Raw genomic sequence first — 23,071 nt, 5'->3', positions numbered from 1 at the left:
CGGTCGGACCGGCCGGCAAGCGGGACGGCGGGAGCCGGCGGTGCGCCCGCTCAGCCGGTGGTCGCGTAGGCCATCAGCCGATGTCCCTCCGGGGCGAGGGCCACACCGGTGTAGCCGTTGACGAAGACGGGGGCGACGCCCGGCGGCGCGGGCAGGTCCGCTCCCGTGCGGGCGTCCAGGGCCACGGAACCGTCGGGCGTCCGGCCGTAGACCCGCCCGTGCCACACGGAGGTCACCTCCGGTGCGATGCGGCCGGCGCCGCTGTCCGGCAGCTTCCACAGGATCGCGCCGGTGGCGGCGTCGAACGCCGTGACGGAAGGGCCGTTCGAGCCGCCGGTGCAGACGACGGTGGTCTCGCCGTCGGGCCGGCAGCGCGACCCGGAGTTCTCCTTCGGCAGGTCCTGCTTGACGGTCCCGTCGGCGGTGTCGAGGAACTGGGTGTACTTCTTCTGGTAGTCGGACACGTCACGTCCTTGGGCGAGGAGCAGATGCGGCCCGGCCGGCTGCAGCGCCAGCTCCTTGCGGTCCTCGCCGCGCCACCGCTCCGTACCGGTCGCCAGGTCTCGGCCGGACGCGTGTGAGCCGGCACCGTACAGGGGGTTGTCGCGGACCGGACCGGTCACGAGGCCGTCCGTGACCGCGGCCGCCTCGAAGGCGTCCTGGGTCCACAGCAGGCGGCGGGCCGTGAGGTCGACGGCGTAGGTCGTGCTCGCGTGGTAGGAGACGGAGTCGTACGTGGCGGTGACGACGGCGACGCTGCCCGAGGACCCGACGACGGCGACCCCGGGCGTGTAGGAGCCGTCCTTGCCCCACTCGGGGAACGGCAGCGTGAGGTGCCAGGCGGCCTGCCCGGTGGCGGCGTCGGCGGCGACGAGCTCGACCTCGTTGCGCGCGGCCTTCGTCCCCGACCCGGGCTGGCGCACGAGGAACGGGGCGAGCAGCAGCGGCGAGGCGCCCGAGGTGACGTGGGGTGCGGAGGCGGTGTTGACGCTCGAACCGGTGAGCCGGGTGAACGGCTCGGCCTGCGGCCCGATGAGGTTCCTGGTCATGCGCAGGGCCGTGTCGAAGACCAGGACGCGGTCCTGGGTGGCGATGAAGACCTTGTCCCGGTGCAGCGCGACGGGAGGCCGCCCGTCGGAGATCCACGTCCCGGCCACGTTGATCAGCCCGGACGTCGCCTCCGGCGGCAGGACGACACCGGCCCGCGCGTCGAAGGCGGCCGGGGGATCGTGAGCGACGCGCGCGGGCATGGCCGGCGCCCCCTTGCCGGCCGCCGGCGGCGCCGCGCCGGCACGATCGGACCCCGTCGTGCAACCGGCGGCGCCGGTCAGCGCCAACACCGCCACGAATACCGAACACCGTTGCCTGAACGCCGATTTCACGAAGGACCCCATCCTCGCAGACACCAAACGATCACCATAAGCCGTGCGGTGATCGCCACGTGTCCGGAGGCATCTGAAGCACTGTCGGTGCGGGGTGGGCCGGCGCTCCTCGACGCCGCCCCCCACGAGCCGGATCAGCGGGCGTGGTGGCGGAAGTTCCGCTGGTGGGGGAGGTGTGTCAGGCCGCGCGCGGGGGCGCGGCCGTCGGTGGTGCGGCGGTGACGTCCGGGGAAGGGGTTTCGCCGTGCCGGGACGCTGGGCGCCAGGGCCAGCAGGGCGACGAGGGTGAGGACGGCTACGAGGATGAGCACGGTGACGAGGGCCATGTTCCTTCCTTTCGTCGATTCTGACTGCCTGTCACCACGTGTTGTTACCGAACGGCGAGCAGTTAAACACGCTGAGTGAAAGCCGCCCGGTTCACGAGGAGGCGGGGAAGGTCCTCAGCCACGACCCGTCGCCCTGGGCGGTGGCGTCGGAGTAGCCGCAGCCGTCGGCCTGGGCCGCGGCGCCGGGGTAGGCCACCTCGACGGCCACGTGGGGGAAGTCCTTGATGAACGCCGCGACCGCGATCCGGCCCTCCTTGACGGGCCCCCGTTCGCAGTCGAGCCGGACGGTGCCCCGTTCGATGCCCTGGATCCACTGCCGGAAGGACTGCGGGCGCATCAACGGCTCGGGAACCATCTGGGCGCTGAGGTCCAGGGCGATCCCGTCCAGCACGGCGGTCACCTCGTCGAGCGCGGCCGGTGCCGGATTCGGCGCCGGGTAGAGGTACGAGGCGTGCGGCTGCCGGTCGATGGCGGTCGCCCCGCCCCGGTAGCTCTTGCCGGCCTTCCCCCCGGCGAACTTGACGTCGAACGTCCCGGTGGCCGCGGCCACCGGGCTGCCCGGGAAGGTCTTGGCCCACAGCCCGTCCCGGCCCTGCGCGGCGTCGCCGACGCCGTAGGCCCCGTACAGCCCACCGCCGGCCGAGATCAGGGCCGCGGAGCCGCCGCCGTGCACGGCGTTGCGGTAGCGGACCTGGACGGTCAGGGCCGGGAAGTCGCTGCGGAAGTCCTTGATCACCGACCGGCAGGAGTGGCACGGGCCCATGTCGGAGTACACGTCCAGCGTGCCCTTGCGGACCGCTCCGATCCGCGCCTTGTAGTCCGCGGTGCTCGTACAGCCCAGGTGCCGGTAGATCGCGTCGGCGAGGAGGTTCACCGCCTGGCGTTCGGCGTCCCTGCCGTGCTGGCGGCCCCTGAGGGCGCCGGTCCAGTCGGCGGGCTCGGGTATGTCCTTGTAGTAGTTGTCCCCGCGGGGCTCCTGGTGCGAGGCGCTGCGGAACTCCCCTTCGAGGTCGGGATACCCGATGAAGGTGATCGAGTACGTCAGGATCGCCTTGTTCGTGAATGCGGCGGTGGTCATGTGCCGAGCTCCCCCACTCCGTCACAGGATGTACCGGGCGGCCGCCCCCACGGGCCCTTGCGCGCGGCGTGCGGGACGGGCCCCCGCCGGGCGGCCCCTGGTGACTTCCCCTTCGCGGGACCCGCCAATCCCGGCCACGGCCGCGCCCTTCACTCCTGCGGCGTCGCGCCGTCCGCTTCGGCGGCGACGGCCGCCGAGGACAGGAGGGTGGCCGCGGCCAGGCTGCCCCAGAGGGCGGTCGGGCCGTGGGGCGCCAGGGCGGTGATCACGGCCGGTGAGACGGCGAGCCCGAAACCGGAGGAGAGTGCGAAGCGGGCCAGCGTGCGTCCCAGGACCCGGGGCGGGGCGAGGGCCGTCACCAGGGCGGTGGCGCTGCCGGCGTGGACGATCTCGCCGAGGGTGCAGACGACGGAGACGGCCGCGACACCGGCCGCGGCCCAGCCCTGCCCGTGCCCGCCCGCCCCGCCGAGCAGCGTCACCACGAGGAAGCCGAGGTACGAGACGGTGAGGACGACGCCGGCGACGGCCAGCGCGGTACGCCGGGCGTAAAGGGCCATCAGGACGGTGACCGGGACCTGGAGGGTGACCACCAGCACCGTGTTGGCGACGAAGACCGCCGCGGACCACACGGGCGAGGCGTGCAGCTGCGTCAGCAGCACCAACGGGAGGGCGATCTCGGGGACGTTGAGGCAGAAGACGTACACCACGTTGGCGGCCAGGAGGGCGCGCATGCGCGGCGGCGCTCCCTCCCGCCCCGCCGTACCGGAGGACCGTTCCGGCAGCGCCTCCGGCACCTTCGCGCGCATCCGCACCGACCAGGCCAGGACGGCGGCCACCAGGTACGCCGCTCCCGTGACCCCTGCCAGCGCCCGCAGGGCGGAGGTCCCGCCCGCCAGGCAGACCATGGCGAGGAGCGCCCCCGCCCCCAGCCCGGCGTTGCGCAGGGCGCGTCCGGCCGCGAGGGCGGTGTCGCGTTCCCGCCCGTGGGCGAGGGTGGCGACGAGGGCCGCATGGGCGGCCGGCCAGGCCTGGTTGCCGATGCCGAGGAGCAGGGCCGCGGCGGCGAACGGCCAGACCCGCCCCGGCGGGGTAGCCACCAGCACGGCCACGCCCAGCACGCGTACCAGCATCGACGCGGCGACGACCGTGCTGCGGGCGCCCCGGTCCAGCCACCTCCCGACCGCGGGCACGCACAGCAGCCCGGTGACGATGCCGGCCGTCATGGCGAGGCCGGTGGCCGAGGCCGACAGCCCGAGCACCGTCACTCCGTAGAGCAGGAGGAACGGCCTCAGCAGGCCGGTGCCGAGGGCGTCGACGGCCAGGGCGACGGCGTAACGGGGGCCGCCGCAGGCGCGCAGGAGGGCGCGCGGTCCGACCTTGGGGGTGGGGGAGGGGGAAGGGGCGGGGGCGGTGCTCGTGGCTGTCATGGACCGAACACTGAATTCGGCCGCCCGGCCGGGCCACCTCAGCTGCCCGTCGCCCCTCAATAGCGCCGCCGCCCGCGACCTGGCCCTGGACCTCGCCCAGGCCCGCGGCCCGCGCCAGGAGGCGTTCGCCGAGCGGCTGCTCGCGGACCCGGCGGCGGTACGTGCACGCGTCCGCGAGACCCTGGAGGCCTGCGCCGAGGCCTTCTTCGACGCGGCCTGGGCCGACGCCGCCGTGCGGCTCGCCACCGACCTGCGGCTCAAGAACGACCTGCTGAAGCGGCAGGGCCCCGCAGCCGCCCTCACCTCGGTCTCCGGCGCGGTCACCCTGGCCCCGGACGGCGACGGCATCCTCGTGGACAAGCTGCTGGACAAGGTGACGCACGCCCACGCCGCCGGCGTCACCTTCATCCCCAGCGTCTTCGGCCGGCCCCACCTCGCCGTGGTCCACGCCCCCGGCTGGCAGCCGGTGGTCCAGTACCCGGTGGCCGAGCCGGGCCCGTCGAAGCCCGTCTCCCTGGACACCGTCGCCCTCCGGCTGGAGGCCCTCTCCCACCCGGCCCGGCTGCGCCTGCTCCGCACCCTGGCCCGTGGCGCGCACACCAACGGCGAACTGGCCCACGCCTGGGACATGACCCCGCCGGAGGTCTCCCGCCACCTGGCCCTGCTCCGCCGCGCGGGCCTGCTCGCGGGCCGCCGCGAGGGACGGTACGTCCGCTACACCCTCAACCTCCCGGACCTGACGGCACTGGGCACCGACCTGCTGGCGGCGGTACTCCGCTGAGGGCGTGACGGGACGTCCGGTCCAGGCGGAGGCGGCGCCGTGCCCCGACCGGCCCCGCCGCCCGCCTCAGTCCGCGCGGCGGCTCAGGCTCGCCATGGGGGAGCGGAGGGTCCAGCCCAGGGATTCGTACAGCGCCCTGCCGTCGGGCGTGCCCACCAGGACCCCGTCCCGCGCCCCCGCCTCCCACGCGGCGTGCTGCAACGTGCGCATCACCAGGGCGCCCAGGCCCCGGCGCCGCTGGTCCGCGGCGGTCTCGATCTGGTCCGGCACCGCGACCCGCCCGGCCAGCCCCGCCTGCCCCCGGGCGGCGAGCCGCCCGTCCCCGGCGCGGACCAGGACCTTGACCACCCCGCCCCGGCCCCACGTCGTCACGGTGTACCCGGCGGGCGGCGGGCCCGGTGCCGCGGGCGCGAGGGGCAGGGTCATCAGGAAGCCCGCGCCGCCCGACTCCCACCCGTCCCCCGCCCAGGGCCGCACCACCTCGTCCGGAGCGAACAGCTTGAGCCAGGTCCCCGGCGGGGCGGTGGCGGCGAGCTTCCGCACGCCGGCCTCCTCCGGCACGGGCACCACATGCCGCGCGACCTCCTTCGCGTTCCCCACCGCGACGGTCCACCCCCACGGTTCGTCGACGGGATCGGCCGCACCGCGCGAGACGACCCATCCGTCGACCCACTGCCTCACCCGGCCGGTGAGCTGCTCCTCGGGCATGATTCCCCCCACGTGTAATGATCCCATCCCCATCGGGATCATTACAGCACCCAGGTCCGGCAAGAGGCACCCCATATCCGGCGCCCCCACCGGGCGATGTCGTACGGCCGGAGCCCGTGATCTACGGTCTTGTCCAGCACAGGTAACGCAGTTGACCCACGGGGACGTACACGCATGCGCAAGACAGCAACCCTCACCATCAGCCTGCTCGCAGCCGCCGCGCTGCTGACCGGGTGCGGCGCCGGGAAGAAGGACGCCGACCCCGTCAAGGAGCCCGCCGCACCGAGCGCCCCGTCGAGCGGCGGCGCCAAGGGCTCGACGGCGAAGAAGAAGGGCGTCGTCCACGAGGTGGTCTTCGAGGTGGGCGGCACCGGCGCGGCGCAGGTCATGTGGAACGGGAACTCCAACCACTTCGACCAGGTGACGCTCCCCTGGACGAAGACGGAGTCCATGCAGCTGGTGGACGCCGAGCTCAAGGTCGGCGTCACCGTCTCGGTGGTGCCGGGCTCGGTCAAGGGCACGGACGGGATGCTCGTTCCCGCCCCGTGCACCATCAAGGTCGACGGCAAGCAGGTCGCCGACAACCAGGCCGGCAAGTCGGCCGAGCCCTGCAAGTACAAGCTCACGGACTGACGGCCGCCACCGCGGTGACGTGCCGGTCGCGGGACCCCGCGACCGGCACGAGCGCGGCAGCCGCCGGCCCGGGCGACAACAGCCGGACGACCACACGGCGCCGCCCCACCGCCCCGGCGCGCAACCGGACCGGCAGGGCGCCGCCGCGCCAGGTCCGAGGAACATGGCAGGCTGGGCCGGTGAACGACGCCATCACCGCCGCCTGGCGGCGCGCGGCCGGCCATCAGCGCCGGTTCGACGCCCGCTTCGCCTCCTACTTCGACTCCCTGACCGACCCCGCGGACAGCCGCCTGGAGATACCCCGGCGCGGCACCTTCCCCACCCGCGCCCTCCAGCTGGTCCGCGAGCTGTCGCTGCGCGGCGGCAAACGGCTGCGCGTGGTCCTCCTCCACGAAGCCGCGGCCCTGGTCACCGGGGAGAGCGTTCCCGGTCTGGACGAGGCGGCCATCAGCATCGAGCTGTTGCAGACCCACGGCCTGATCCACGACGACATCATCGACGACGCCCCCACGCGCCGCGGCGGCCCCTCCACCTACTACGCCTACCGCCAGGACTTCCCGGACCGGCCCGACACCGCGCTCGCCCTCGCCGTCCTCGCCGGCGACCTGGCCGCCTTCCTCGCCGGCCGCGTCCTGCTCACCGGCGCACTTCCCCCCGACCGCGCCCTGGCCATGGCCGCCGTCCACGCCGACACCGCGGCCGCCACCGTGGCGGGACAACTCCTCGACCTGGAACGGGACTTCCACCCCGAACCCGACACCGAGCTCCTGCACGAGGTCACCGAGTACAAGTCCACCCGCTACTCCGTCCTCGCCCCGCTGCGCCTGGGCCTGCTCGCCGCCGGCGCCGACCTCGCCCCGTACGACGGCGAACTGCGCCGCTACGCCACGGCCCTGGGCATCGCCAACCAGATCCACGACGACTGGCTCGACCTGTTCGGCGATCCCGGATCCCTCGGCAAACCGGTCGGCTCCGACATCCGCTCCGGCCGCCGCAGCTACGCCGTCCGGGCCTTCCTGGCCGCCTGCGACGCGAGCGAACGCAAGGTGCTGGACGCCGCCCTGGGCGACCCGGCCTGCGACGAAGACACCCTCGACCGCATCCGCGGCATCGCCCGGGCGCACGGCATCGACCGGCAGCTGAAGGCCGACGCCGAGCACCACGCACGCCGGGCCGCGGCCCAGGCCGCGACCTGGCGGGAGCGCTGGCGGCCGGACGCCGTGGCCTTCTTCGAGCACATGCCGGCCTGGAGCGTCACCCGGGACCGGTAGCGAACGCGGCCCCCGGGTCGCCGCACGGGTGACGAACGGTCCGAGGACGCCGAGGAAGGCGCCTTCCGGTTCAGCTGACCGGACCCGCGGCCCCTCCCGTCCCTGCGGCCGGCCGGTCGGCGAAGCGGTCGAGGGCGCCGAGCACGTGGGCGGTGGTCGTCCCGCCGCCCAGGTGACCGGCGCCCTCGACGACGACCAACTCGGCGTCGGGCCAGGCGCGGGCGAGTTCCCACGCGGTGTCGAGCGGGCCCGCCAGGTCGAGCCGGCCGTGCACCAGGACCCCCGGGATGCCCGCGAGCCGAGGGGCGTCGCGGAGCAGGGCGCCCTCCTCCAGCCAGGCGCCGTGCGAGAAGTAGTGGGCGCAGATGCGGACCAGGGCCAGGCGCGCGGCCGGCGGGCGGTCGCCGTACGGCTGGGAACTGCCGTTCGTCTCCCCGGAGAGCACCGCGTCCTCCCAGGCACACCAGTCGGCGGTGGCCTTGTTCCGCACGGCGGGATCCGGGTGCTCGGTGAGCCGCGCGTACGCGGCGACGACGTCCCCGTCGGGCGGAGTGCCGGGGGCACCCGCCAGGAAGCGTTCCCACTGCTCGGGGAAGAAACGGCCCGCACCCCGGTAGAGCCAGTCGATCTCCGAGCGCCGGGTGGTCGTCACGGACGGGATGACGATCTCCGACACCCGCCGCGGGTGCGCCTCGGCGTACGCCAGGATGAGCGTGGAGCCCCAGGAGCCGCCGTACAGCAGCCAGCGGTCGATCCCCAGGTGCTCGCGCAGGCGCTCCATGTCGGCGATCAGGTGCCCGGTGGTGTTGTGCCGCATGTCGGTCGCGGGGTCGCTCGCGTGCGGGGTGCTGCGGCCGCAGCCGCGCTGGTCGAACAGGACGACCCGGTACCGCTCGGGGTCGAAGTACCGCCGCACGCCGGTGCCGCAGCCGGAACCCGGGCCGCCGTGCACCACGAGCGCCGGCTTGCCGTCCGGATCGCCGCAGGCCTCCCAGTACAGGAGGTTGCCGTCACCGACGTCGAGCATGCCCGTCTCGTACGGCTCGATCGGGGGGTACAACGCGCGCATTCTCGTTCCCTTCCGTCGAGGACGACGCCCGGCCCGCCGGCTCGTCCGCCGCCGGGCCCGCTCACGGCCCCGCGTTCCCCTTGAAGTCGCCCACGTTGATCAGGCTCACCCGATGGCCGGTGGCGTCCCATTTCACCTGCTTGCGCGCGCCCCAGTAGAAGAGGGCGTAGCCCATGAGGTCGCCGTACGCCCCCTCCTCACGCACCACGTCGGGGGTGCCGAACGTATCCAGCAGGTCCTCGTACGAGGTCAGGTGGGCGAAATGGGACAGGTGCGGGCCGTAGATCGCGAAGCCGACGACCAGCCCGGCACTGACCTTGTAGGTCAGTTCCTCGGCGCAGTAAAGGAATCCGTCCGAACGGACCGTGTGGTCGATGACCTGGTCGAGCGTCAGCCGCCGCCCGTCGCGGTCGTGGTACTCGCTGTCGATGTCGTCCCCGCCGCGGTACCGGGCGACCACGGAGGACTGGGCCTCGAGGATCTTGTGGCGGGGAATGCTGCCGGCGGGCGCTCCCAGGGCTATGCCGCCCATCCGGATCGCCGTGAGGTCGAGGTGCGGCTGGGACAGGACGTCCAGGTTCTCCAGGATCTCCATCACCGGGGGAGTCTACGTTCGAGACGTCCGCCGCCGACGCCACGCACGGAACCGGTCGCGCCGCCGCGGCTACGGCACCCCCACCAGCCCCCAACCGCGTCCGGCGGCCTCCCCGACCACATCGCCCCACTCACGCAGGAGCGCGGTGAACCCCTCGAAGGTGTCCGGCCGGCCCACCCAGCCCTCGCACTCGGCGGCGAACGGCGCGCGCAGCGCGTCGAGGCACGGCTCCGCCGCCTTCCAGGCGGACACCTTCCGCTCCATCGCCTCCGGAGGGCAGACCAGCAGGAGGCGCGGACGCCAGGGGTCGCTCGACGGCGGGAAGAACCCCTCTCCTCCGCTCAGGGCGGGGTCCTCGTCCGGATCCTCATCCCAGATGAGACCGGAGAGGAAGGCGTCCATGGCCTCCCGCACGGGCGCGTCGACCAACGGCCGCATGTCCGCCCACCCGTCGCCCGCGCGGGAGTGCGGCCGGTAGGAACCGGTCGTGGTGAAGAACTCGTACACGGCGCACCACCCGCCCTCCGGGTCCGGCGGCCACCACCACCCTCGGGACTGCGGGCACCGCAGGCTCTCGTCGTCGCCGGGAGGCCAGACGGCGTCGTGCAGCGCGTCGATCCGCTCCCCGACGGGCATCGCGCCCAACCGCTCCCAGTCCGCCATGAACAGAGTCAGGTCGAGTCCCATGAGCCGCAGCATAGGCAGCCGGAGCTTCGGCAAGCCCATCAGGCGCCCGGCGTCCACCGGGCTACGCCTACGCCCGTTCCGCATACACGGTCGAGCAGGAAGAGGTGTCGAAGCGGCGTCGGCCGAAGCGCAGGTAGGCCAGCCAGGCATCCCACGTGGTCACATCACCCACCGCCGATCGCGCGCCGGCCACTTCAGCCCGCAGGGCATCCGCCCCCGAATGTGTTCGCGTAGATCGGGTTACCCTGCCTGTCGCCGAGATGGAAGCAGTGGCCGTACGCCCACACCGTGAGCGAGTCCGGCCGGTGTTCGACCTCGAACGGCTCGTCGCCGTACGACGTCCCGCTCCAAGGGGCATCTCCCGCCGGTGAATGGGTGACGACGACGCAGGTCTCCTTCGGCGGGATCCGGTGGATGTCCGCCCAGGGCTCCACCGTCAGCTCGAGCGGTTCCCCGCCGTCGTTGCGGACCACCAGCCGCGCCGTTTTCCCCGTGAACATCCCAGCCCCCCCGGCTCGACCGTCTGTACGCGCGCCACGGCATGATCTTCACACGGGCCGCCGCCCCGACTGGTAGGCAAGTCCAGGCTTGCCTACGGTGGAGTGGTGGCCGACGATCTCTTCAAAGCCCTGGGCGACCCCACCCGCCGGATCATCCTGGACGAACTCGTGGAGAAGTCCGGGCAGACCCTGTTCGAGATCTGTTCGCGCCTGGGCGTGAAGCACCAGCTCTCCCTGTCCCGCCAGGGCGTCTCCCAGCACCTCGCCGTGCTCGAGGCCGCCGGGCTCGTCGAGTCCCGGCGCGAGGGCCGCTACAAGTTCCATGATCTGAACACCGCGCCACTGCGCCGGATCCTGGAGCGATGGCCGCTGCCGCACACCACCGAAACCACCACCGAAAGCACCACCGAAACCCACGAGGACACCCCATGAGAATCCACCTGACCAGCGTCTTCGTCGACGACCAGGCCAAGGCCCTGCACTTCTACACCGAGATCCTCGGCTTCGTGAAGAAGCACGACGTCCCACTGGGGGAGACCCACAGGTGGCTGACCGTCGTCTCCCGCGACGACCCCGCCGGCACCGAACTCCTGCTGGAGCCCGCCGGCCACCCGGCCGTCAAGCCCTACCGTGACGCCCTCGTCCAGGACGGCATCCCCCTCGCCCAGTTCGCCGTCGACGACGTGCACGCCGAATACGACCGCCTGCGCGCCCTGGGCGTCCGCTTCACCCAGGAGCCCCTCGACATGGGCCCCGTCACCACCGCCGTCCTCGACGACACCTGCGGCAACCTCATCCAGCTCGCCACGCAGCCCGGGTAGCCACGCTCCGCCGTCAGCGGACGGGCCCGGCCACCCGGGCCGGCAGGGCGGCCCGTCCAGGGGCCCACGAGCTCCGGGCGCCGGATCCGGGCCCGGCCGAGCCGGGGGCCGGGCGGTGCGAAAATGGGTGGGTGACGGTAATGAACGACGACATCGAGAAGGCCGTGGGCGTGCTGCGCGCCGGCGGCCTGGTAGCCCTGCCCACCGAGACCGTCTACGGTCTGGGTGCCAACGCGGAGGATCCCGCCGCCGTGGGCAGGATCTTCGCAGTGAAGGGCCGCCCGCCCACGCATCCCCTCATCGTGCACATCGCCGACGGTGAGCAGCTCGGCGACTGGGTGGAAGAGGTGCCGGAGACGGCACGCGTGCTGGCCGAGGCGTTCTGGCCGGGTCCCCTCACGCTGGTCCTGCGACGCGGACGGCGGGTGCCCCTCGAAGCGACCGGCGGGCTGGAGACGGTGGCCGTGCGCGTGCCCGACCACCCCGTCGCGCTCGCCCTGCTGTCCGCGTTCGGCGGCGGAGTGACCGCTCCGTCGGCGAACCGCTTCGGCTCGGTCAGCCCCACCACCGCCCACCACGTCCACGCGGAACTCGGCGACGCCGTGGACTTCGTCCTGGACGGCGGCTCCTGTGAGGTCGGCGTCGAGTCGACCATCGTGGACCTCACCTCCGGGGTCCCGAGCATCCTGCGCCCCGGCGGAGTGACGGCCGAGGACATCGAAGCGGCCCTGGGGTACGCGCCGGCGGCTCCCTCGGCCGCCCCCGTCCGCGTGCCGGGCCAGCACCCCTCCCACTACGCGCCGCGCGCGCGGGTCGTCCTCGTCGAGCCCGAGAAGGTCGTCGCGGAAGCGGAACTCGCGCAGGAGCGGGGACATCAGGTGGGTGTCCTCCTGCCCGCCGCCTTCGCCGACGCTCCGGTGAAGGCGCACGCCGTGGTGGCGGTCCCCGCCTCGACGGCCGCCTACGCCCGCGAGCTGTACGGGCTCCTGCGCGCGTTCGACCAGCGGGGCTGCGACCTGATCATCGCCTCCCTCCCCGTCGAAGAGGGGCTCGGCGCCGCGATCGCCAACCGGCTCCGCCGCGCCGCGGGCCCCCGCCCCTCGGACGCGGATCCCGCCACCCCGGGAGCCTGACCGGCCGGCCCGACCTCCTCGTGACGGGCACCCCGCAGCCGGCAGGGTGCCCGTACCTGGTTTGAGCTCCCTCCTCCCGGCCATAAGCGCGTTCGAACGGCTTGGGGAACCGCGGTGTCACCGGGGGAGAGGGGGCCCATATGACCACGCCCGACGAGGACGGGCCCGTGTCCGTACGAGGTGCCGGATCCGCGCGGCGGCCCGGTCCGGGGCGTGACGTGGTGCTCGCGCTCGGGCTGCTCGGCACCGCCGCCGCGGGCGTGACGGCCTTCGTGAGGGCCGTGTCGGCCGACGGCGTCAGGTTCCCCCTGGCCCCGGTCGCCGCTCTGGCCGTGCTGCTGCTCGGTGTGCTCCTGGCGAAGTGGAGCCTCGCACCCGCCCGGCGCCGTCCCGGGCCCCGCGACCCATGGGCCGGCCGGAGCGCTCCGGCACCCGCGGACCTCCCCGAGGTCGGGGAAGAGGCCCTCGACCACGTCGGGGCCGACGCCGACGGCTTCGAGCACACGGTGGCGGCGCTGTGCGCCCGGGACGGCTGCACCTCGGTGGAGGTGGTCGGCGGCGCGGGCGACCTGGGGGCCGACGTCGTCGCGACGGCGGCGGACGGCAGCCGCGTGGTGATCCAGTGCAAGCACTACGCGCAGGACCACCGGGTCGGCTCGCAGGACCTCCAGCGCTTCGGCGGGACCTGCTTCACGGTCCACGAGGCCGACGTCGCCGTGCTCGTGACGACCAGCTCCTTCACCGCGCCCGCCGTCGAATACGCCGACACCTGCGGGATCGTCCACGTCGACGGCGAGGCGCTGGCCGCCTGGACCGAACAGCGAACCCCTCCGCCCTGGGAAGCCGGCACGAGTACCCCGGCCGCGGACCCCGTGGGCCGCCGCAGGTAGGGACGGCCCGCGGGGCCGGCCGGTGCCGGTGCCAGGGCCAGGGGCGGGGTCAGATCGTGACCGTGCCGTGGGCCGTGGCGAACTCGACCGAGACCAGGCCCGGTTCCTCGTCCTCGACCCAGGTGACGTCGATCTGGTCGAGGGGGTGGTCGGCCGGTTCGCCGAGGAATTCGGCGATGGAGGCGGCGTCGCCGGCGATGGAGACCCCGTGGATGGTGGTGGAAGTACGCGGGTCGGCGCCCGGACGCTCCTCGTCGGGCACCAGCCACTGCAGGAAGTAGGGCAGTTGCGGGTCCTCCAGCAGCTCCAGCAGGCCGATCTGCCGCCACTTCAGGTCGAACCCGTCGGGACGGACCCGGTGCCCCTCGGACGAGGTGCGGCCGAGGCGGGCCTCGACCGGGGCGATGTCGTCGACGGAGACCACCCAGCCGAGCCAGCCGCCGCCCTCGGCGGCGCGGCGCGCCACCGCCTGGCCGAAGGGCGCGCGGTCGGCGGCGGGGTGGTCGAGGGTGGTGACGACCTCGACGTAGGTGCCGCCGCTCAGCGGGAGGATGAAATTGCGTGTACCGAACCGCGGGTGCACCCCACCGTCCACGAATCCGGCGCCCAGGGCCGATCCGATCCACTGGACGGTCGACACGAAGCTGTCGCGGGCCACCGCATAGGACACATGATCAAGTCGCACCGCGCCATCATGGCCCCACGACCCGCACAAGTCCCGGCGCCACGCCCGCCACGCCCGCCGCACTCGACGCGCCGGGGCAGGTCCTCCTGGTCGCCGAGGAGCGGGCTCAGGCCCCGGCGGCCTCGCCGGAGACCAGCCGGGCTCCTTCGATCTCCGCCCACACCACCTTCCCGTGACCCTGGGCCTCGTAGCCCCAGCGGTCACACAGCCGGTCGACGATGTAGAGCCCGTGGCCGCCCGGAACGCCGCGCCGGGGGGACGCGGCGGGGCGCGGGGGGACCGGGGAGGCGTCGACCACCTCGATGCGCAGGGAGTCCCCGAGGGTGAGGACGAGCTGGAGGCACCCGCCGGCATGCAGGTTCGCGTTGGTGAGGAGCTCCGAGACCACGAGAAGGCAGTCCTCCGAGCTCTCGGTCCGGTCCCAGCCCCGGTCGCGCAGCGCCTCCCGGGTGAAGTCGCGCCCCTTCGCGACCTGGCCCCGGGCACCGTCCAGCGCCAGGTACCGCCGCTGGCGCGTCACCGGCGACTCCTTGCGCGGTGGATGGCCGGCCGGCGGCCCGCTGCTTTTCACTGTGCTCCACCCCCACCGTTGCGTGGCTGTCTTTCCGTGGCGACCGCACGGGCCCCGACGGCCTCCGTCGCGGTGCGCCTTCGAGCGTCGGGACAGTGTAATGTGCCGCGTTCCCGGACGTCGTTCACATGCGGTCCCTGAAGGGGGCCGAGGGCGCGCACCTCCCCGGCCTTCCGGCGGCAGGGCGGCGGTCGGTGCCACCGGAACCCCTAGGTGAGCATGCCGGCGCGGAGCCGGCCCAGGATGCGGGAGAGCAGCCGGGAGACCTGCATCTGCGAGACGCCGAGTTCCGCCCCGATCTCCGCCTGCGTCCTCTCCTGGCCGAACCTCATGCCGAGGATCAGCCGGTCCCGCGCACTGAGCTCCCGCAGCAGCGGAGCGAGCGTGTGGAAGTCCTCGAACAGCTCCATGGCCGGATCCGTGTCGCCCAGCTTGTCCGCCAGCGCCCGGGCGGGACGGCCCGTCCCCGGGGCTTCGTCCTCCTCGCAGGCGAGGTCCAGGGAGCCGCTGGTGTAGCCGTTGGCGGCGACCAGGCCCTCTATCACCTCCTCCTCCGACATCCCGAGGTGCCGGGCGACTTCCCCGACCGTCGGGGCCCGCTTCAGCTCGTCGGTGAGGGCCTCCTGGGCCTTGGCGAGCTCGGTGCGCAGCTCCTGGAGGCGGCGCGGCACGTGGACCGCCCAGGTGGTGTCGCGGAAGTGCCGCTTGATCTCGCCGGTGATGTAGGGGAGTGCGAGCGTGCTGAACTCCACTCCGCGCTCGGGGTCGTACCGGTCGATGGCCTTGATCAGGCCTATGGTGCCGACCTGGACGATGTCGTCCATGTCGGTCCCGGCGCCGCAGGCCCGGGCCCGGAAGCGGCGGGCGGCGAACTGCACGAGGGAGAGGTTCATCTCGATGAGGGTGTTGCGGACGTACTGGTACGCGCGCGTACCCTCCTCCAGAGTGCGCAGCCTCGCGAGGAACAGCCGTGACAGCTCCCGGGCGTCCGCGGGTGACAGCTCGCGCGCCAGCTCCACGCGCGGCAGGACCCCCGACGGGGGCGCTCCCTCCGCGGTCGCGACGTCGGCCGGTATCCGGCGGTCCGTCGCGTGATCGGGGGTGACGAATGCGGCCGAACGGGACATCATGGCCGTTCCCTCCCTGTGGTCGTTGGCTGCCGACCGCGCTCATGCCCAGGGATCCGGCCCGCACGCCTGCCTCGGCACGCCGGTTCCTCCGCGTACGCGCGGGGCCCTGGGCGCCGCCCCGTGGTGGTCGAGCGTGCATACTCCCTTCCGGACCCCGTACGGTGACCCGATCGGGGAGGCGCACATGAGCGGAGCAGAGGACGTGCCGTACGACGGTGTGGTCGAGGACAGCTACGCGGCGGGGCCCGGCTGGGTCGTGGTCGCCCGCGGAGAACTGGACCAGGACACCCTGCCGCCACTGGAGGAGGCCCTGACCGCCGCTGCGGACCGGCACCCGGTGGTGGTCCTCGACGCGAGCGCCGTCACCTTCGGCGACTCGTCCTTCCTCAACCTGCTCCTGGGGGTGCGTCGCACGACGGCCCTGCGGATCGCCGCACCGGGCGGTCAGCTGCGCCGCCTGTTCGCCCTGACGGGCGCGGACACGATCCTCTCGCTGTACCCCGACGTCCGGACCGCTCTCGACGCGTGACGGCCGCGAGGTCCCGCCGCCCCGCGTGTGTCCGCCCGCCGCCCCCCGGAACCCGCCGGCCGGCCCCGACGGGTGACCGCCCCCGCCGGAGTTCCGCGGATGGCTCGGGACGCCCGGGGCAAGAGCGGTGCGTGACGACGAAGACCCTCCCCGCGCTCCGGCGCGCCCCCGGACACCGGACCACCGCCAGACGGATCGCCGCGGCCCTGCGCCGCACCGCGGTACGGCTCTGGGACGACAACGTCGCCGACCACGCGGCGGCGCTGACCTACTACGCGGTCCTCGCCCTGGTGCCCGCGCTCCTCGTGTGCGTCTCCCTCGTCGGGCTCGCCGGGGAAGGCACGCGCGAGCGCCTGATCCTCGACCTCACCTCGTACGCCCCTCCCCAGTCGGCCCAGGTGCTCCGGGAGGCGCTGGACGGCCTCACCTCGGGTCCGTCCTCCCTCTGGCTGCTCCTCGGCAGCGCGGTCCTGAGCGCCCTGTGGTCGGCCTCCAGCTACCTGGCGGTCTTCCGCCGCGCCCTGCACGCCATGCACCGGCTGCCCGACACCCGCCCGCCCCTGCGCTCGGCCCACGTCCTGGCCCTGACGGCCGCGGCGCTGCTGGCCCTGCTGGTGGCGGGCGCAGCGAGCCTCGTCGCCACCGGTCCCGTGGTCCGCCGGCTCGTGGCGGCCACCGATCACGCCGGCGGCGAGACGCTCGCCCTCCTGCGGTGGCCGGTCCTGCTCCTGGTCGTCACGGCCCTGGTCCTCGTCCTCTACCGCACGGGTCCCGCCCAGGCCCGTGGAACGCGGCGCTGCCTGCCCGGCGGGGTCCTGGCGGCCCTGCTCTGGCTCGCCGCGTCGGGCCTGTTCACCCTCTACGCCGAGGCGGGCACCTACAGCCGGCTGTACGGCTCACTGGCCGGGACCGTCGTGTTCCTCGTGTGGCTCTGGGTCACCAACCTGGCCCTCCTCGCCGGAGCCCAGTTCAACGCAGTGCTGGCCCGCCGGGCCGAGTAGGGGGGGGCAGTGGCCGATCACGCCCACCGCCCCGCCCCGCCCGGTCCGGCTCAGCCGCCCGCCGCGCGCTGCCGCTCGTCGAACAGGTGCGGGGCGGCCCCTAGTTGATGATCTCGGCGCGGTCGTCCCGGCGGATCGCGGCCAGGCGGTCACGCCACACCTGGAGGGCTTCGGGCGTCTGCCGCGTCCAGTCGGTGACCTCGCCGACGATGCGCAGCGGATCCCTGCTGCGATAGGAGCGGGTGGGGTTGCCGGGGAACTTCCGGTCGGTGACGTTGGGGTCGTTCTCGAATTCCCCGGTCGGTTCGACGGCGTACACGCGCGGTGTCCCGTCGCCGGCGGCCAGTTCGGCGGCGAGCCCGGCGCCGTCGCGCAACGCGGTGAAGTAGATGTGGTTCATCACGATCTCGGGCCGGTAGTTGGAACGGAAACCCGCCGTGAGGTGGTCTCCGACCCGCAGCTCGGCCTTCGTGCCGTGGAAGAACGGTCCCGCGTCCAACACCTCGTCCATCGGCGCAGGTTATCAAAGGGCGCCTCGCGGCGGCGGGGGAGGCTACGGCCGCCCGTGCAGGCCGGCGGCGCGGCGCAGGGTGACTCCGAACGGGCGTCGTACGGATGCGTGGTGTCCGCTTGCTGCTTAGTTTTGCCGAGAGAGCCGAAAGGTCGTGTTCCTCCCCTCCCGTCCCCGTGAGAAAGGCCTTCCATGAAGCGACTGCCCCTGATCGGTGTTCTGTGCGTCAGCGCCGTGCTCGGACTCGCCGCCTGCTCCGACAACAAGGACGAGAACGCGGCCGAGGAGCAGGCCACCAAGGCCGCGGCCGACCTGTGCACCGACCTGAACGCCCTCAAGGCGGACAACGCCAAGCTGAAGGCCCTCAACCCGTCCTCCGCGACGAAGGACCAGGTCAAGGACGCCTACGACGCCGTCCAGAAGGACTGGTCGAACGTCAAGGAGAACCTGACGAAGATGAAGCAGGCGCAGCAGGAGGCGGTCAAGGACGCCGCCGAGAACCTGAAGAAGGGCTACGAGGCCCTGCCGGGCGACACCACGGGCAAGGACGCGCTCACCAAGCTCCAGCCCCAGATCCAGAAGCTGGACGAGGCTTCGACGGACGCCTCGACCGGTCTCAAGTGCTGACGGCCGGCGGGCTCCGCCGGTAGAGCCGCAGCAGGGTGGCCGCCGTAGCGGGCTCGGCGCCGTCCGTTCCGCCCTGCGCGCGGCCACCACCCCGCCTAACCTGGGAAGGACGCCAGGTCCAGGCCGGTGAGGAGGCCGCCGTGAGCCGTGCAGAGAAGCGCCGGTACCGGAAGGCCTGCGTGGGACTCGCCACGGCGGGCCTCCTGGCCCTCCCGGCGGCCGGGGCCCTCGCCCACCAGCCGCAACCCGCCCCCCGGGCGACCGCCTCGGCGGAGCCCTCCCCGGCGGGCGGCTTCCCCGCCCTCGACGCCGCCACGGCCGCGAAACTGGACCGGGCCGTCCAGGACGTGCTGAAGAAGACCGGGGTCCCGGGCGTCGTCGTCGGGATATCCGCACCCGGCAAGGGCGAGTACACGCGGGCCTTCGGCATCGCCGACAAGGCGACGAAGCAGCCGATGGCGACGGACGTGTACTCGCGCATCGGCAGCGAGACCAAGACGTTCACCGTGACGGCGGTGCTCCAGCTCGCCGCGCAGGGCAAGGTGGGCCTCGACGACCCCATCGGCACGTACGTCAAGGGCGTTCCCAACGGCGACAAGGTCACCCTGCGGGAACTCGCGGGCATGCGCAGCGGACTGCTCAGCTACACGGCGACGCAGACCTTCTACAAGGCGCTCACCACCGACCCGACGCGGCACTTCGCCCCCCGGGAACTGCTGGACTACGCCTTCAAAGCGCCCAAGCCGGTGATCTTCGCACCGAACGCGCAGTTCAACTACTCCAACACCAACCTGATCCTGCTCGGCCTGGTGGTCGAGAAGCAGTCCGGGCAGCCGCTCTCCGCCTACATCCGCGACCACGTCCTGCGCCCCGCCGGAATGAACCGCACCAGCTTCCCCGACGACGCCTCGTTCCCCGCCCCGCACGCCCAGGGCTACACGCAGCAGACGGCGTCGGGGAAGACCGAGGACGCCACCGACTGGAACCCCTCCTGGGGCTGGGCCGCCGGCGCGATGATCTCCGACCTGCACGACCTGCGGATCTGGGCGAAGACCCTGGCCACCGGCGTCTTCCCCGACGGCTCGCGGATGGTCTCCCCCGACCTGCAGAAGCAGCGCCTCCAGACCCCGCCCACCAGCATCCCCGGTGCGGGCTACGGCCTGGGCATCTTCGACGTGCAGGGCTGGATCGGCCACAACGGTTCGCTGCCGGGCTACCAGTCCCTCACCATGTACCTGCCCGAGCAGCAGGCGACCATGGTGGTCCTGCTCAACACCGACATCCCGTACGGGCCGCAGCAGGAGGAACCGAGCACGGTCTTCGGCCAGGCGCTGACCAGCGTCCTGACCCCCGGCCACGTCTACAACCTCCCGGCGGCCGCCCAGAAGGACACGACCCCGTCGCCCACGCGCTGACGCACCGGCCCGCCCGCCCGCGAGGCGCCGGACGCCCACGCGATGTTTGAACCCCGCTCCAGCGAGCAACGGCGAAAGGTGACGCGCGGAGGCGGCCGGGCGCCGCGGTCGGGGCGAAGGAGCGGATCATGGCCGTACAGCGGGACGCGGGCGCCCGTGCCGGCGGCCTACGGCGGCCCCCGACACCCACGGGTGCGAAGGCCGGACGGGACGGCGAGACCCGGGTCACGGTGTGGGTGGCCCTCGCGGCAAACCTCGTGATCTGCGTGGCCAAGGCCGTGGGAGGGGTGGTCGCCGGGTCACCGGCCCTGCTCTCGGAGGCCGCCCATTCGGTGGCCGACAGCCTCAACGAGGTGTTCCTCCTGGCCTCGGTCCGCCGCAGCCGGCGCCCGGCCGACGAGCGGCATCCCTTCGGCTACGGCAAGGAGCGGTTCTTCTGGTCGCTGCTCGCCGCGGTCGGGATCTTCGTCACCGGCGGGTGCTTCTCGGTGTTCCAGGGAGTGGAGGCCTTCCACGGCGGCGGCGGGGAGACGCACGAGGGGTACGTGATCGGCCTGGCGGTCCTGTTCGTCGCCCTCCTCGCCGAAAGCGGCTCGCTGCTGCGCGCCGTCCTCCAGGTCCGGCGGGCCGCACGGGCCGCCGGACACGGGCTGGCCGAGGAGGTGCGGGCCGGGCGCGACCCGGCCCTGCGGACCGTGCTCGCCGAGGACGGCACGGCCTGTGTGGGCGTGGTCCTGGCGATGGCGGGGATGGCACTCCACCTGGCGACCGGACAGGTGGCGTACGAGGCCTGCGCCTCCGTCCTCATCGGCCTCCTGCTCGTGTACGTGGCGTACGTGCTCGGCAAGGGCGCCCGGGCCCACCTGATCGGCGAGGCCGCCGATCCGCGCCTGCGGGACGAGGTCCACGACTTCCTCGACGGACAGCCCGAGATCGACTCCGTGACCGCACTGCTGACCATGAGGCTGGGGCCCGACGCGGTGCTCCTCGCCGCCGGCATCGACCTGACGCCCGGCTACGACAGCGAGACCGTCGAGGAGGCGATGGTGCGCGTCCGCAACGACCTGAAGGGTCGCTGGCCCGAGCTGGACCAGGTCTTCCTGGACGTCACGGACGCCGCGGCGGCCCGCCGGTCCGCCGCGGCCGCCCGGCCGCAGGAACGGGCACCGGAAGCGTAAAGAGTTCCCCAAGGGGCCCTGCCGGTGCGTGGTAGGGACCCCGAGCCGGTGTGTCTGTCCTGCGGAAACGCAAAGCCGAAGAGGCGAAGACGGCGAGTGCGGCCGGGTCGCCCGGCACATTCCATAACTCCGCATAACGGGACACTCGACCCCCATCGGCGTGCGTGACCGAGGTCATCCCACGGAGATCGTCATTGCCTGGCGCGAGCGAATTTGCACATAGTTGCCACTGCTACCGGTCCCCGCCGGTCGATTCCGGCATCCGTCCCGGCACCGTGACCGGGGGATCACGCCGATCACACAGTGGAAGGGACGTGCGCCGATGAAGACCGCGCCCCAGCGGCTGCGCGCCGGCCTGGCAGCCGGAGCGGCCGCCGTCGTCCTCCTGTGGGCCGCCCAGGTGCAGCCGTCCGCCCGTCCCGACGATCTCATCGGTGCGGGGGCGCACCTCACCGGACTCCTCGCCGGCTACGGCGTCCTGGTCATGCTCTTCCTGATGGCACGCGTCCCGGCGGTCGAACACGGCGTCGGCGCCGACCGCCTCGCCCGCTGGCACGCCTTCGGCGGCCGCTGGGCACTGCTCCTCGTCGCCGCCCACGGCCTGCTCGCCCTCCTCGTGTACGCCCTGCGCGGCGGGACCGACCTGGTCACGGCCAACAGGGAGCTGCTCGGGTACCCGGCCGTGGCCGCCGCCTACGCCGGAGCGGCCCTGCTCGCCGGCGTGGGCCTCGCCTCCGCCAGGGCCGTACGCCGCCGGATCCCGCACGAGACGTGGCGCGGCATCCACCTGCTCGCCTACCTCGCCGCCGCCCTCGGCTTCGTCCACCAGCTGGCCGGCCCCGACGTCGCCGTCACCTCCCTCACCACCTGGTTCTGGGCCCTGCTGCACACCGTCGTCGCCGTCCTGCTCCTCTGGTACCGGGGCGTCGTCCCGGTGCGCCAGGCCCTGCGGCACGGGCTGCGCGTCGCCACCGTCGAACGCGAGGGCCCGGACGTGGTCTCCGTGACCATCCGGGGCGGCCGGCTCCGCGAGCTCCGTGCCGAGCCGGGCCAGTTCTTCCGCTGGCGCTTCCTGCGGCGCGGCCTGTGGCACACCGCCCTGCCCTTCTCCCTCTCCGCGCCCGTCCACGACGACTGCCTGCGGATCACGGTGAAGGCGCTCGGCGCGCACTCCCGGCGGGTGCGGCGGCTGCGTCCCGGCACCCGGGTGCTGGCCACCGGCCCGTTCGGCGCGCTCACCCGCCGGCGGCGCACCCGTCCCAAGGTCCTGCTGATCGCCGGCGGCATCGGGATCACACCGATGCGGGCCCTGTTCGAGGCGCTGCCCGCCGCTCCCGGCGACCTCACGCTGCTCTACCGGGCCGGTGACGCGGGCCAGCTGGTCCTGCGGGACGAGCTGGAAGCCATAGCCGCGGAGCGCCAGGCGGCCCTGCACTACCTGGTGGGACGCTCCGACGAGGCGTACGACCCGCTCGCCCCGCAGGCGCTGCGCTCGCTCGTGCCCGAACTGGCCGACCACGACGTGTACCTGTGCGGGCCGCCCGGGATGACGGACGCCACGACGGCGTCGCTGATCCGCGCAGGCGTGCCCTCCGGGCGGATCCACTCCGAGTGCTTCACCTCCTGAGGACCTGATCCTGTCGATGAACCAGCCCACGAACCAACCCACGAACGAGCCCGCGAACCAGCGCACGCATCAGCCCGCCGGGTCGCCCCGCACCCGCCGCCGGACCCCCGCCCGGCACCGGGGCCCCGCGCGTTCGCGCCGGCTCGCCCTCGGCCTCGCCCTGGCCAGCGTGCTGACCGCGACGGGCATCACGATGACGGTCGATCCGGCCGCACCGACGAATCCGGCGGACTCTTCTGTCCGCTCCGGCCGGTAGGAAACACATAAACATCAGGCGCATGGTGGGGCGGTGCGAGGGCAGGAGCGGCTCCGGAGGTTGATAATCATGGTTCCCCTGCTTCTGGTTCTCCTGCTCGCCCTGATCCTCTTCGGGGTCGGATTCGCGGTGAAGGTGCTCTGGTGGATCGCCCTCGCCGTGCTGGTCCTGTGGCTGCTCGGCTTCGTCGCCCGCCCGCGGGGCGGCAGCGGCCGCTGGTACCGCTGGTAGCCCGTACGC

Annotated in this window: 27 protein-coding genes and 1 pseudogene; 15 read left to right on the top strand and 13 right to left on the bottom strand. The window is 73.4% G+C overall.

Translation table 11 applies throughout. The features are described from left to right. Positions 1-50: 50 nt before the first annotated feature. From ACFVXK_RS19610 to ACFVXK_RS19595, 4 genes are all read right to left on the bottom strand, one after another. Positions 51-1,250 (bottom strand): PQQ-binding-like beta-propeller repeat protein, encoded by a 1,200-nt coding sequence (locus tag ACFVXK_RS19610; RefSeq protein WP_389613297.1) that lies wholly within the window; start codon positions 1,248-1,250, stop codon positions 51-53. A 266-nt stretch (positions 1,251-1,516) separates the two neighbouring features. Then, positions 1,517-1,708 (bottom strand): hypothetical protein, encoded by a 192-nt coding sequence (locus tag ACFVXK_RS19605; protein ID WP_389613295.1) that lies wholly within the window; start codon positions 1,706-1,708, stop codon positions 1,517-1,519. A gap of 91 nt (positions 1,709-1,799) precedes the next feature. Beyond that, positions 1,800-2,786: a deaminase domain-containing protein gene (locus tag ACFVXK_RS19600; protein ID WP_389613293.1), complete on the bottom strand. Its 987-nt coding sequence runs from the start codon at positions 2,784-2,786 to the stop codon at positions 1,800-1,802. A gap of 149 nt (positions 2,787-2,935) precedes the next feature. Next, on the bottom strand, positions 2,936-4,213 hold the full coding sequence (locus ACFVXK_RS19595) for an MFS transporter (protein WP_389613291.1): 1,278 nt from the start codon (positions 4,211-4,213) through the stop codon (positions 2,936-2,938). Positions 4,214-4,247: 34 nt separating this feature from the next. Here ACFVXK_RS19595 and ACFVXK_RS19590 point away from each other — a divergent pair. Further along, positions 4,248-4,994: pseudogene (locus ACFVXK_RS19590) on the top strand (DUF5937 family protein); the annotation flags it as partial. A gap of 66 nt (positions 4,995-5,060) precedes the next feature. Here ACFVXK_RS19590 and ACFVXK_RS19585 read toward each other — a convergent pair. Then, positions 5,061-5,702 (bottom strand): GNAT family N-acetyltransferase, encoded by a 642-nt coding sequence (locus ACFVXK_RS19585; RefSeq protein ID WP_389613289.1) that lies wholly within the window; start codon positions 5,700-5,702, stop codon positions 5,061-5,063. Between the two features lie 174 nt (positions 5,703-5,876). Between ACFVXK_RS19585 and ACFVXK_RS19580 the strand changes: the two genes are divergently transcribed. Together ACFVXK_RS19580 and ACFVXK_RS19575 are read left to right on the top strand one after the other, a co-directional pair. Then, complete coding sequence (locus ACFVXK_RS19580) at positions 5,877-6,335, top strand: hypothetical protein (RefSeq protein WP_389613287.1); 459 nt, start codon at positions 5,877-5,879, stop codon at positions 6,333-6,335. Positions 6,336-6,514: 179 nt separating this feature from the next. Beyond that, a complete protein-coding gene (locus tag ACFVXK_RS19575) occupies positions 6,515-7,606 on the top strand; it encodes a polyprenyl synthetase family protein (protein ID WP_389613285.1) in 1,092 nt (363 codons plus the stop codon). 70 nt (positions 7,607-7,676) lie between these two features. Here ACFVXK_RS19575 and pip read toward each other — a convergent pair whose 3' ends face one another. The 4 genes from pip to ACFVXK_RS19555 all read right to left on the bottom strand — a co-directional run bounded on the left by pip (position 7,677) and on the right by ACFVXK_RS19555 (position 10,457). Then, positions 7,677-8,675 carry a prolyl aminopeptidase gene (gene pip, locus ACFVXK_RS19570; RefSeq protein WP_389613283.1) on the bottom strand — a complete coding sequence of 333 codons (999 nt, stop codon included), beginning with the start codon at positions 8,673-8,675 and terminating at the stop codon, positions 7,677-7,679. 61 nt (positions 8,676-8,736) lie between these two features. Continuing rightward, positions 8,737-9,273 (bottom strand): hypothetical protein, encoded by a 537-nt coding sequence (locus ACFVXK_RS19565; RefSeq protein WP_389613281.1) that lies wholly within the window; start codon positions 9,271-9,273, stop codon positions 8,737-8,739. Between the two features lie 66 nt (positions 9,274-9,339). Beyond that, positions 9,340-9,957: a hypothetical protein gene (locus ACFVXK_RS19560; protein ID WP_389613280.1), complete on the bottom strand. Its 618-nt coding sequence runs from the start codon at positions 9,955-9,957 to the stop codon at positions 9,340-9,342. 194 nt (positions 9,958-10,151) lie between these two features. After that, positions 10,152-10,457: a hypothetical protein gene (locus ACFVXK_RS19555; RefSeq protein ID WP_389613279.1), complete on the bottom strand. Its 306-nt coding sequence runs from the start codon at positions 10,455-10,457 to the stop codon at positions 10,152-10,154. A 105-nt stretch (positions 10,458-10,562) separates the two neighbouring features. Between ACFVXK_RS19555 and ACFVXK_RS19550 the strand changes: the two genes are divergently transcribed. From ACFVXK_RS19550 to ACFVXK_RS19535, 4 genes are all read left to right on the top strand, one after another. Then, positions 10,563-10,889: an ArsR/SmtB family transcription factor gene (locus ACFVXK_RS19550; RefSeq protein WP_389613277.1), complete on the top strand. Its 327-nt coding sequence runs from the start codon at positions 10,563-10,565 to the stop codon at positions 10,887-10,889. Beyond that, positions 10,886-11,278, top strand: a complete 393-nt coding sequence (locus ACFVXK_RS19545) for a VOC family protein (RefSeq protein ID WP_389613274.1) — start codon at positions 10,886-10,888, stop codon at positions 11,276-11,278. The genes ACFVXK_RS19550 and ACFVXK_RS19545 overlap by 4 nt, the downstream gene beginning before the upstream one ends. Positions 11,279-11,418: 140 nt before the next feature. Continuing rightward, entirely contained in the window at positions 11,419-12,411 is a 993-nt protein-coding gene (locus ACFVXK_RS19540) for an L-threonylcarbamoyladenylate synthase (RefSeq protein ID WP_389613324.1), read from the top strand. Positions 12,412-12,551: 140 nt separating this feature from the next. Next, the gene (locus tag ACFVXK_RS19535) at positions 12,552-13,301 is read left to right on the top strand and encodes a restriction endonuclease (protein ID WP_389613273.1); all 750 of its coding nucleotides are present in this window, start codon (positions 12,552-12,554) and stop codon (positions 13,299-13,301) included. Positions 13,302-13,350: 49 nt separating this feature from the next. On the opposite strand, the gene ACFVXK_RS19530 is transcribed toward ACFVXK_RS19535, so the two are convergent. The 3 genes from ACFVXK_RS19530 to ACFVXK_RS19520 all read right to left on the bottom strand — a co-directional run bounded on the left by ACFVXK_RS19530 (position 13,351) and on the right by ACFVXK_RS19520 (position 15,684). Next, positions 13,351-13,986, bottom strand: coding sequence for a VOC family protein (locus tag ACFVXK_RS19530; protein ID WP_389613271.1), 636 nt, complete (start codon positions 13,984-13,986; stop codon positions 13,351-13,353). Between the two features lie 106 nt (positions 13,987-14,092). Next, positions 14,093-14,506, bottom strand: a complete 414-nt coding sequence (locus tag ACFVXK_RS19525; protein WP_389613269.1) for an ATP-binding protein — start codon at positions 14,504-14,506, stop codon at positions 14,093-14,095. Positions 14,507-14,766: 260 nt separating this feature from the next. Beyond that, positions 14,767-15,684 (bottom strand): SigB/SigF/SigG family RNA polymerase sigma factor, encoded by a 918-nt coding sequence (locus tag ACFVXK_RS19520; RefSeq protein ID WP_389613322.1) that lies wholly within the window; start codon positions 15,682-15,684, stop codon positions 14,767-14,769. 187 nt (positions 15,685-15,871) lie between these two features. Between ACFVXK_RS19520 and ACFVXK_RS19515 the strand changes: the two genes are divergently transcribed. Together ACFVXK_RS19515 and ACFVXK_RS19510 are read left to right on the top strand one after the other, a co-directional pair. Then, on the top strand, positions 15,872-16,216 hold the full coding sequence (locus ACFVXK_RS19515) for an STAS domain-containing protein (protein WP_389613267.1): 345 nt from the start codon (positions 15,872-15,874) through the stop codon (positions 16,214-16,216). Positions 16,217-16,347: 131 nt separating this feature from the next. Then, complete coding sequence (locus ACFVXK_RS19510) at positions 16,348-17,217, top strand: YihY/virulence factor BrkB family protein (protein ID WP_389613265.1); 870 nt, start codon at positions 16,348-16,350, stop codon at positions 17,215-17,217. 100 nt (positions 17,218-17,317) lie between these two features. On the opposite strand, the gene arr is transcribed toward ACFVXK_RS19510, so the two are convergent. Then, positions 17,318-17,728, bottom strand: coding sequence for an NAD(+)--rifampin ADP-ribosyltransferase (arr, locus tag ACFVXK_RS19505; RefSeq protein ID WP_389613263.1), 411 nt, complete (start codon positions 17,726-17,728; stop codon positions 17,318-17,320). 192 nt (positions 17,729-17,920) lie between these two features. On the opposite strand from arr, the gene ACFVXK_RS19500 reads away from it, so the two are divergent. From ACFVXK_RS19500 to ACFVXK_RS19475, 6 genes are all read left to right on the top strand, one after another. Further along, entirely contained in the window at positions 17,921-18,355 is a 435-nt protein-coding gene (locus tag ACFVXK_RS19500) for a type IV pili methyl-accepting chemotaxis transducer N-terminal domain-containing protein (protein ID WP_389613261.1), read from the top strand. A 140-nt stretch (positions 18,356-18,495) separates the two neighbouring features. Continuing rightward, positions 18,496-19,770 carry a serine hydrolase domain-containing protein gene (locus ACFVXK_RS19495; RefSeq protein WP_389613259.1) on the top strand — a complete coding sequence of 425 codons (1,275 nt, stop codon included), beginning with the start codon at positions 18,496-18,498 and terminating at the stop codon, positions 19,768-19,770. A 128-nt stretch (positions 19,771-19,898) separates the two neighbouring features. Next, the gene (locus tag ACFVXK_RS19490) at positions 19,899-20,948 is read left to right on the top strand and encodes a cation diffusion facilitator family transporter (protein WP_389613257.1); all 1,050 of its coding nucleotides are present in this window, start codon (positions 19,899-19,901) and stop codon (positions 20,946-20,948) included. A gap of 322 nt (positions 20,949-21,270) precedes the next feature. Next, positions 21,271-22,575, top strand: a complete 1,305-nt coding sequence (locus ACFVXK_RS19485) for a ferric reductase-like transmembrane domain-containing protein (RefSeq protein ID WP_389613255.1) — start codon at positions 21,271-21,273, stop codon at positions 22,573-22,575. Between the two features lie 16 nt (positions 22,576-22,591). Next, positions 22,592-22,831, top strand: coding sequence for a hypothetical protein (locus ACFVXK_RS19480; RefSeq protein WP_389613254.1), 240 nt, complete (start codon positions 22,592-22,594; stop codon positions 22,829-22,831). A gap of 69 nt (positions 22,832-22,900) precedes the next feature. Beyond that, positions 22,901-23,062, top strand: coding sequence for a hydrophobic protein (locus tag ACFVXK_RS19475; protein ID WP_389613252.1), 162 nt, complete (start codon positions 22,901-22,903; stop codon positions 23,060-23,062). The last annotated feature ends 9 nt before the right edge of the window (positions 23,063-23,071 follow it).

It is taken from the genome of Streptomyces sp. NPDC058157 (assembly GCF_042884105.1).
GTDB lineage: Bacteria > Actinomycetota > Actinomycetes > Streptomycetales > Streptomycetaceae > Streptomyces.
This window is presented reverse-complemented; position numbering and strand designations above follow the sequence as displayed.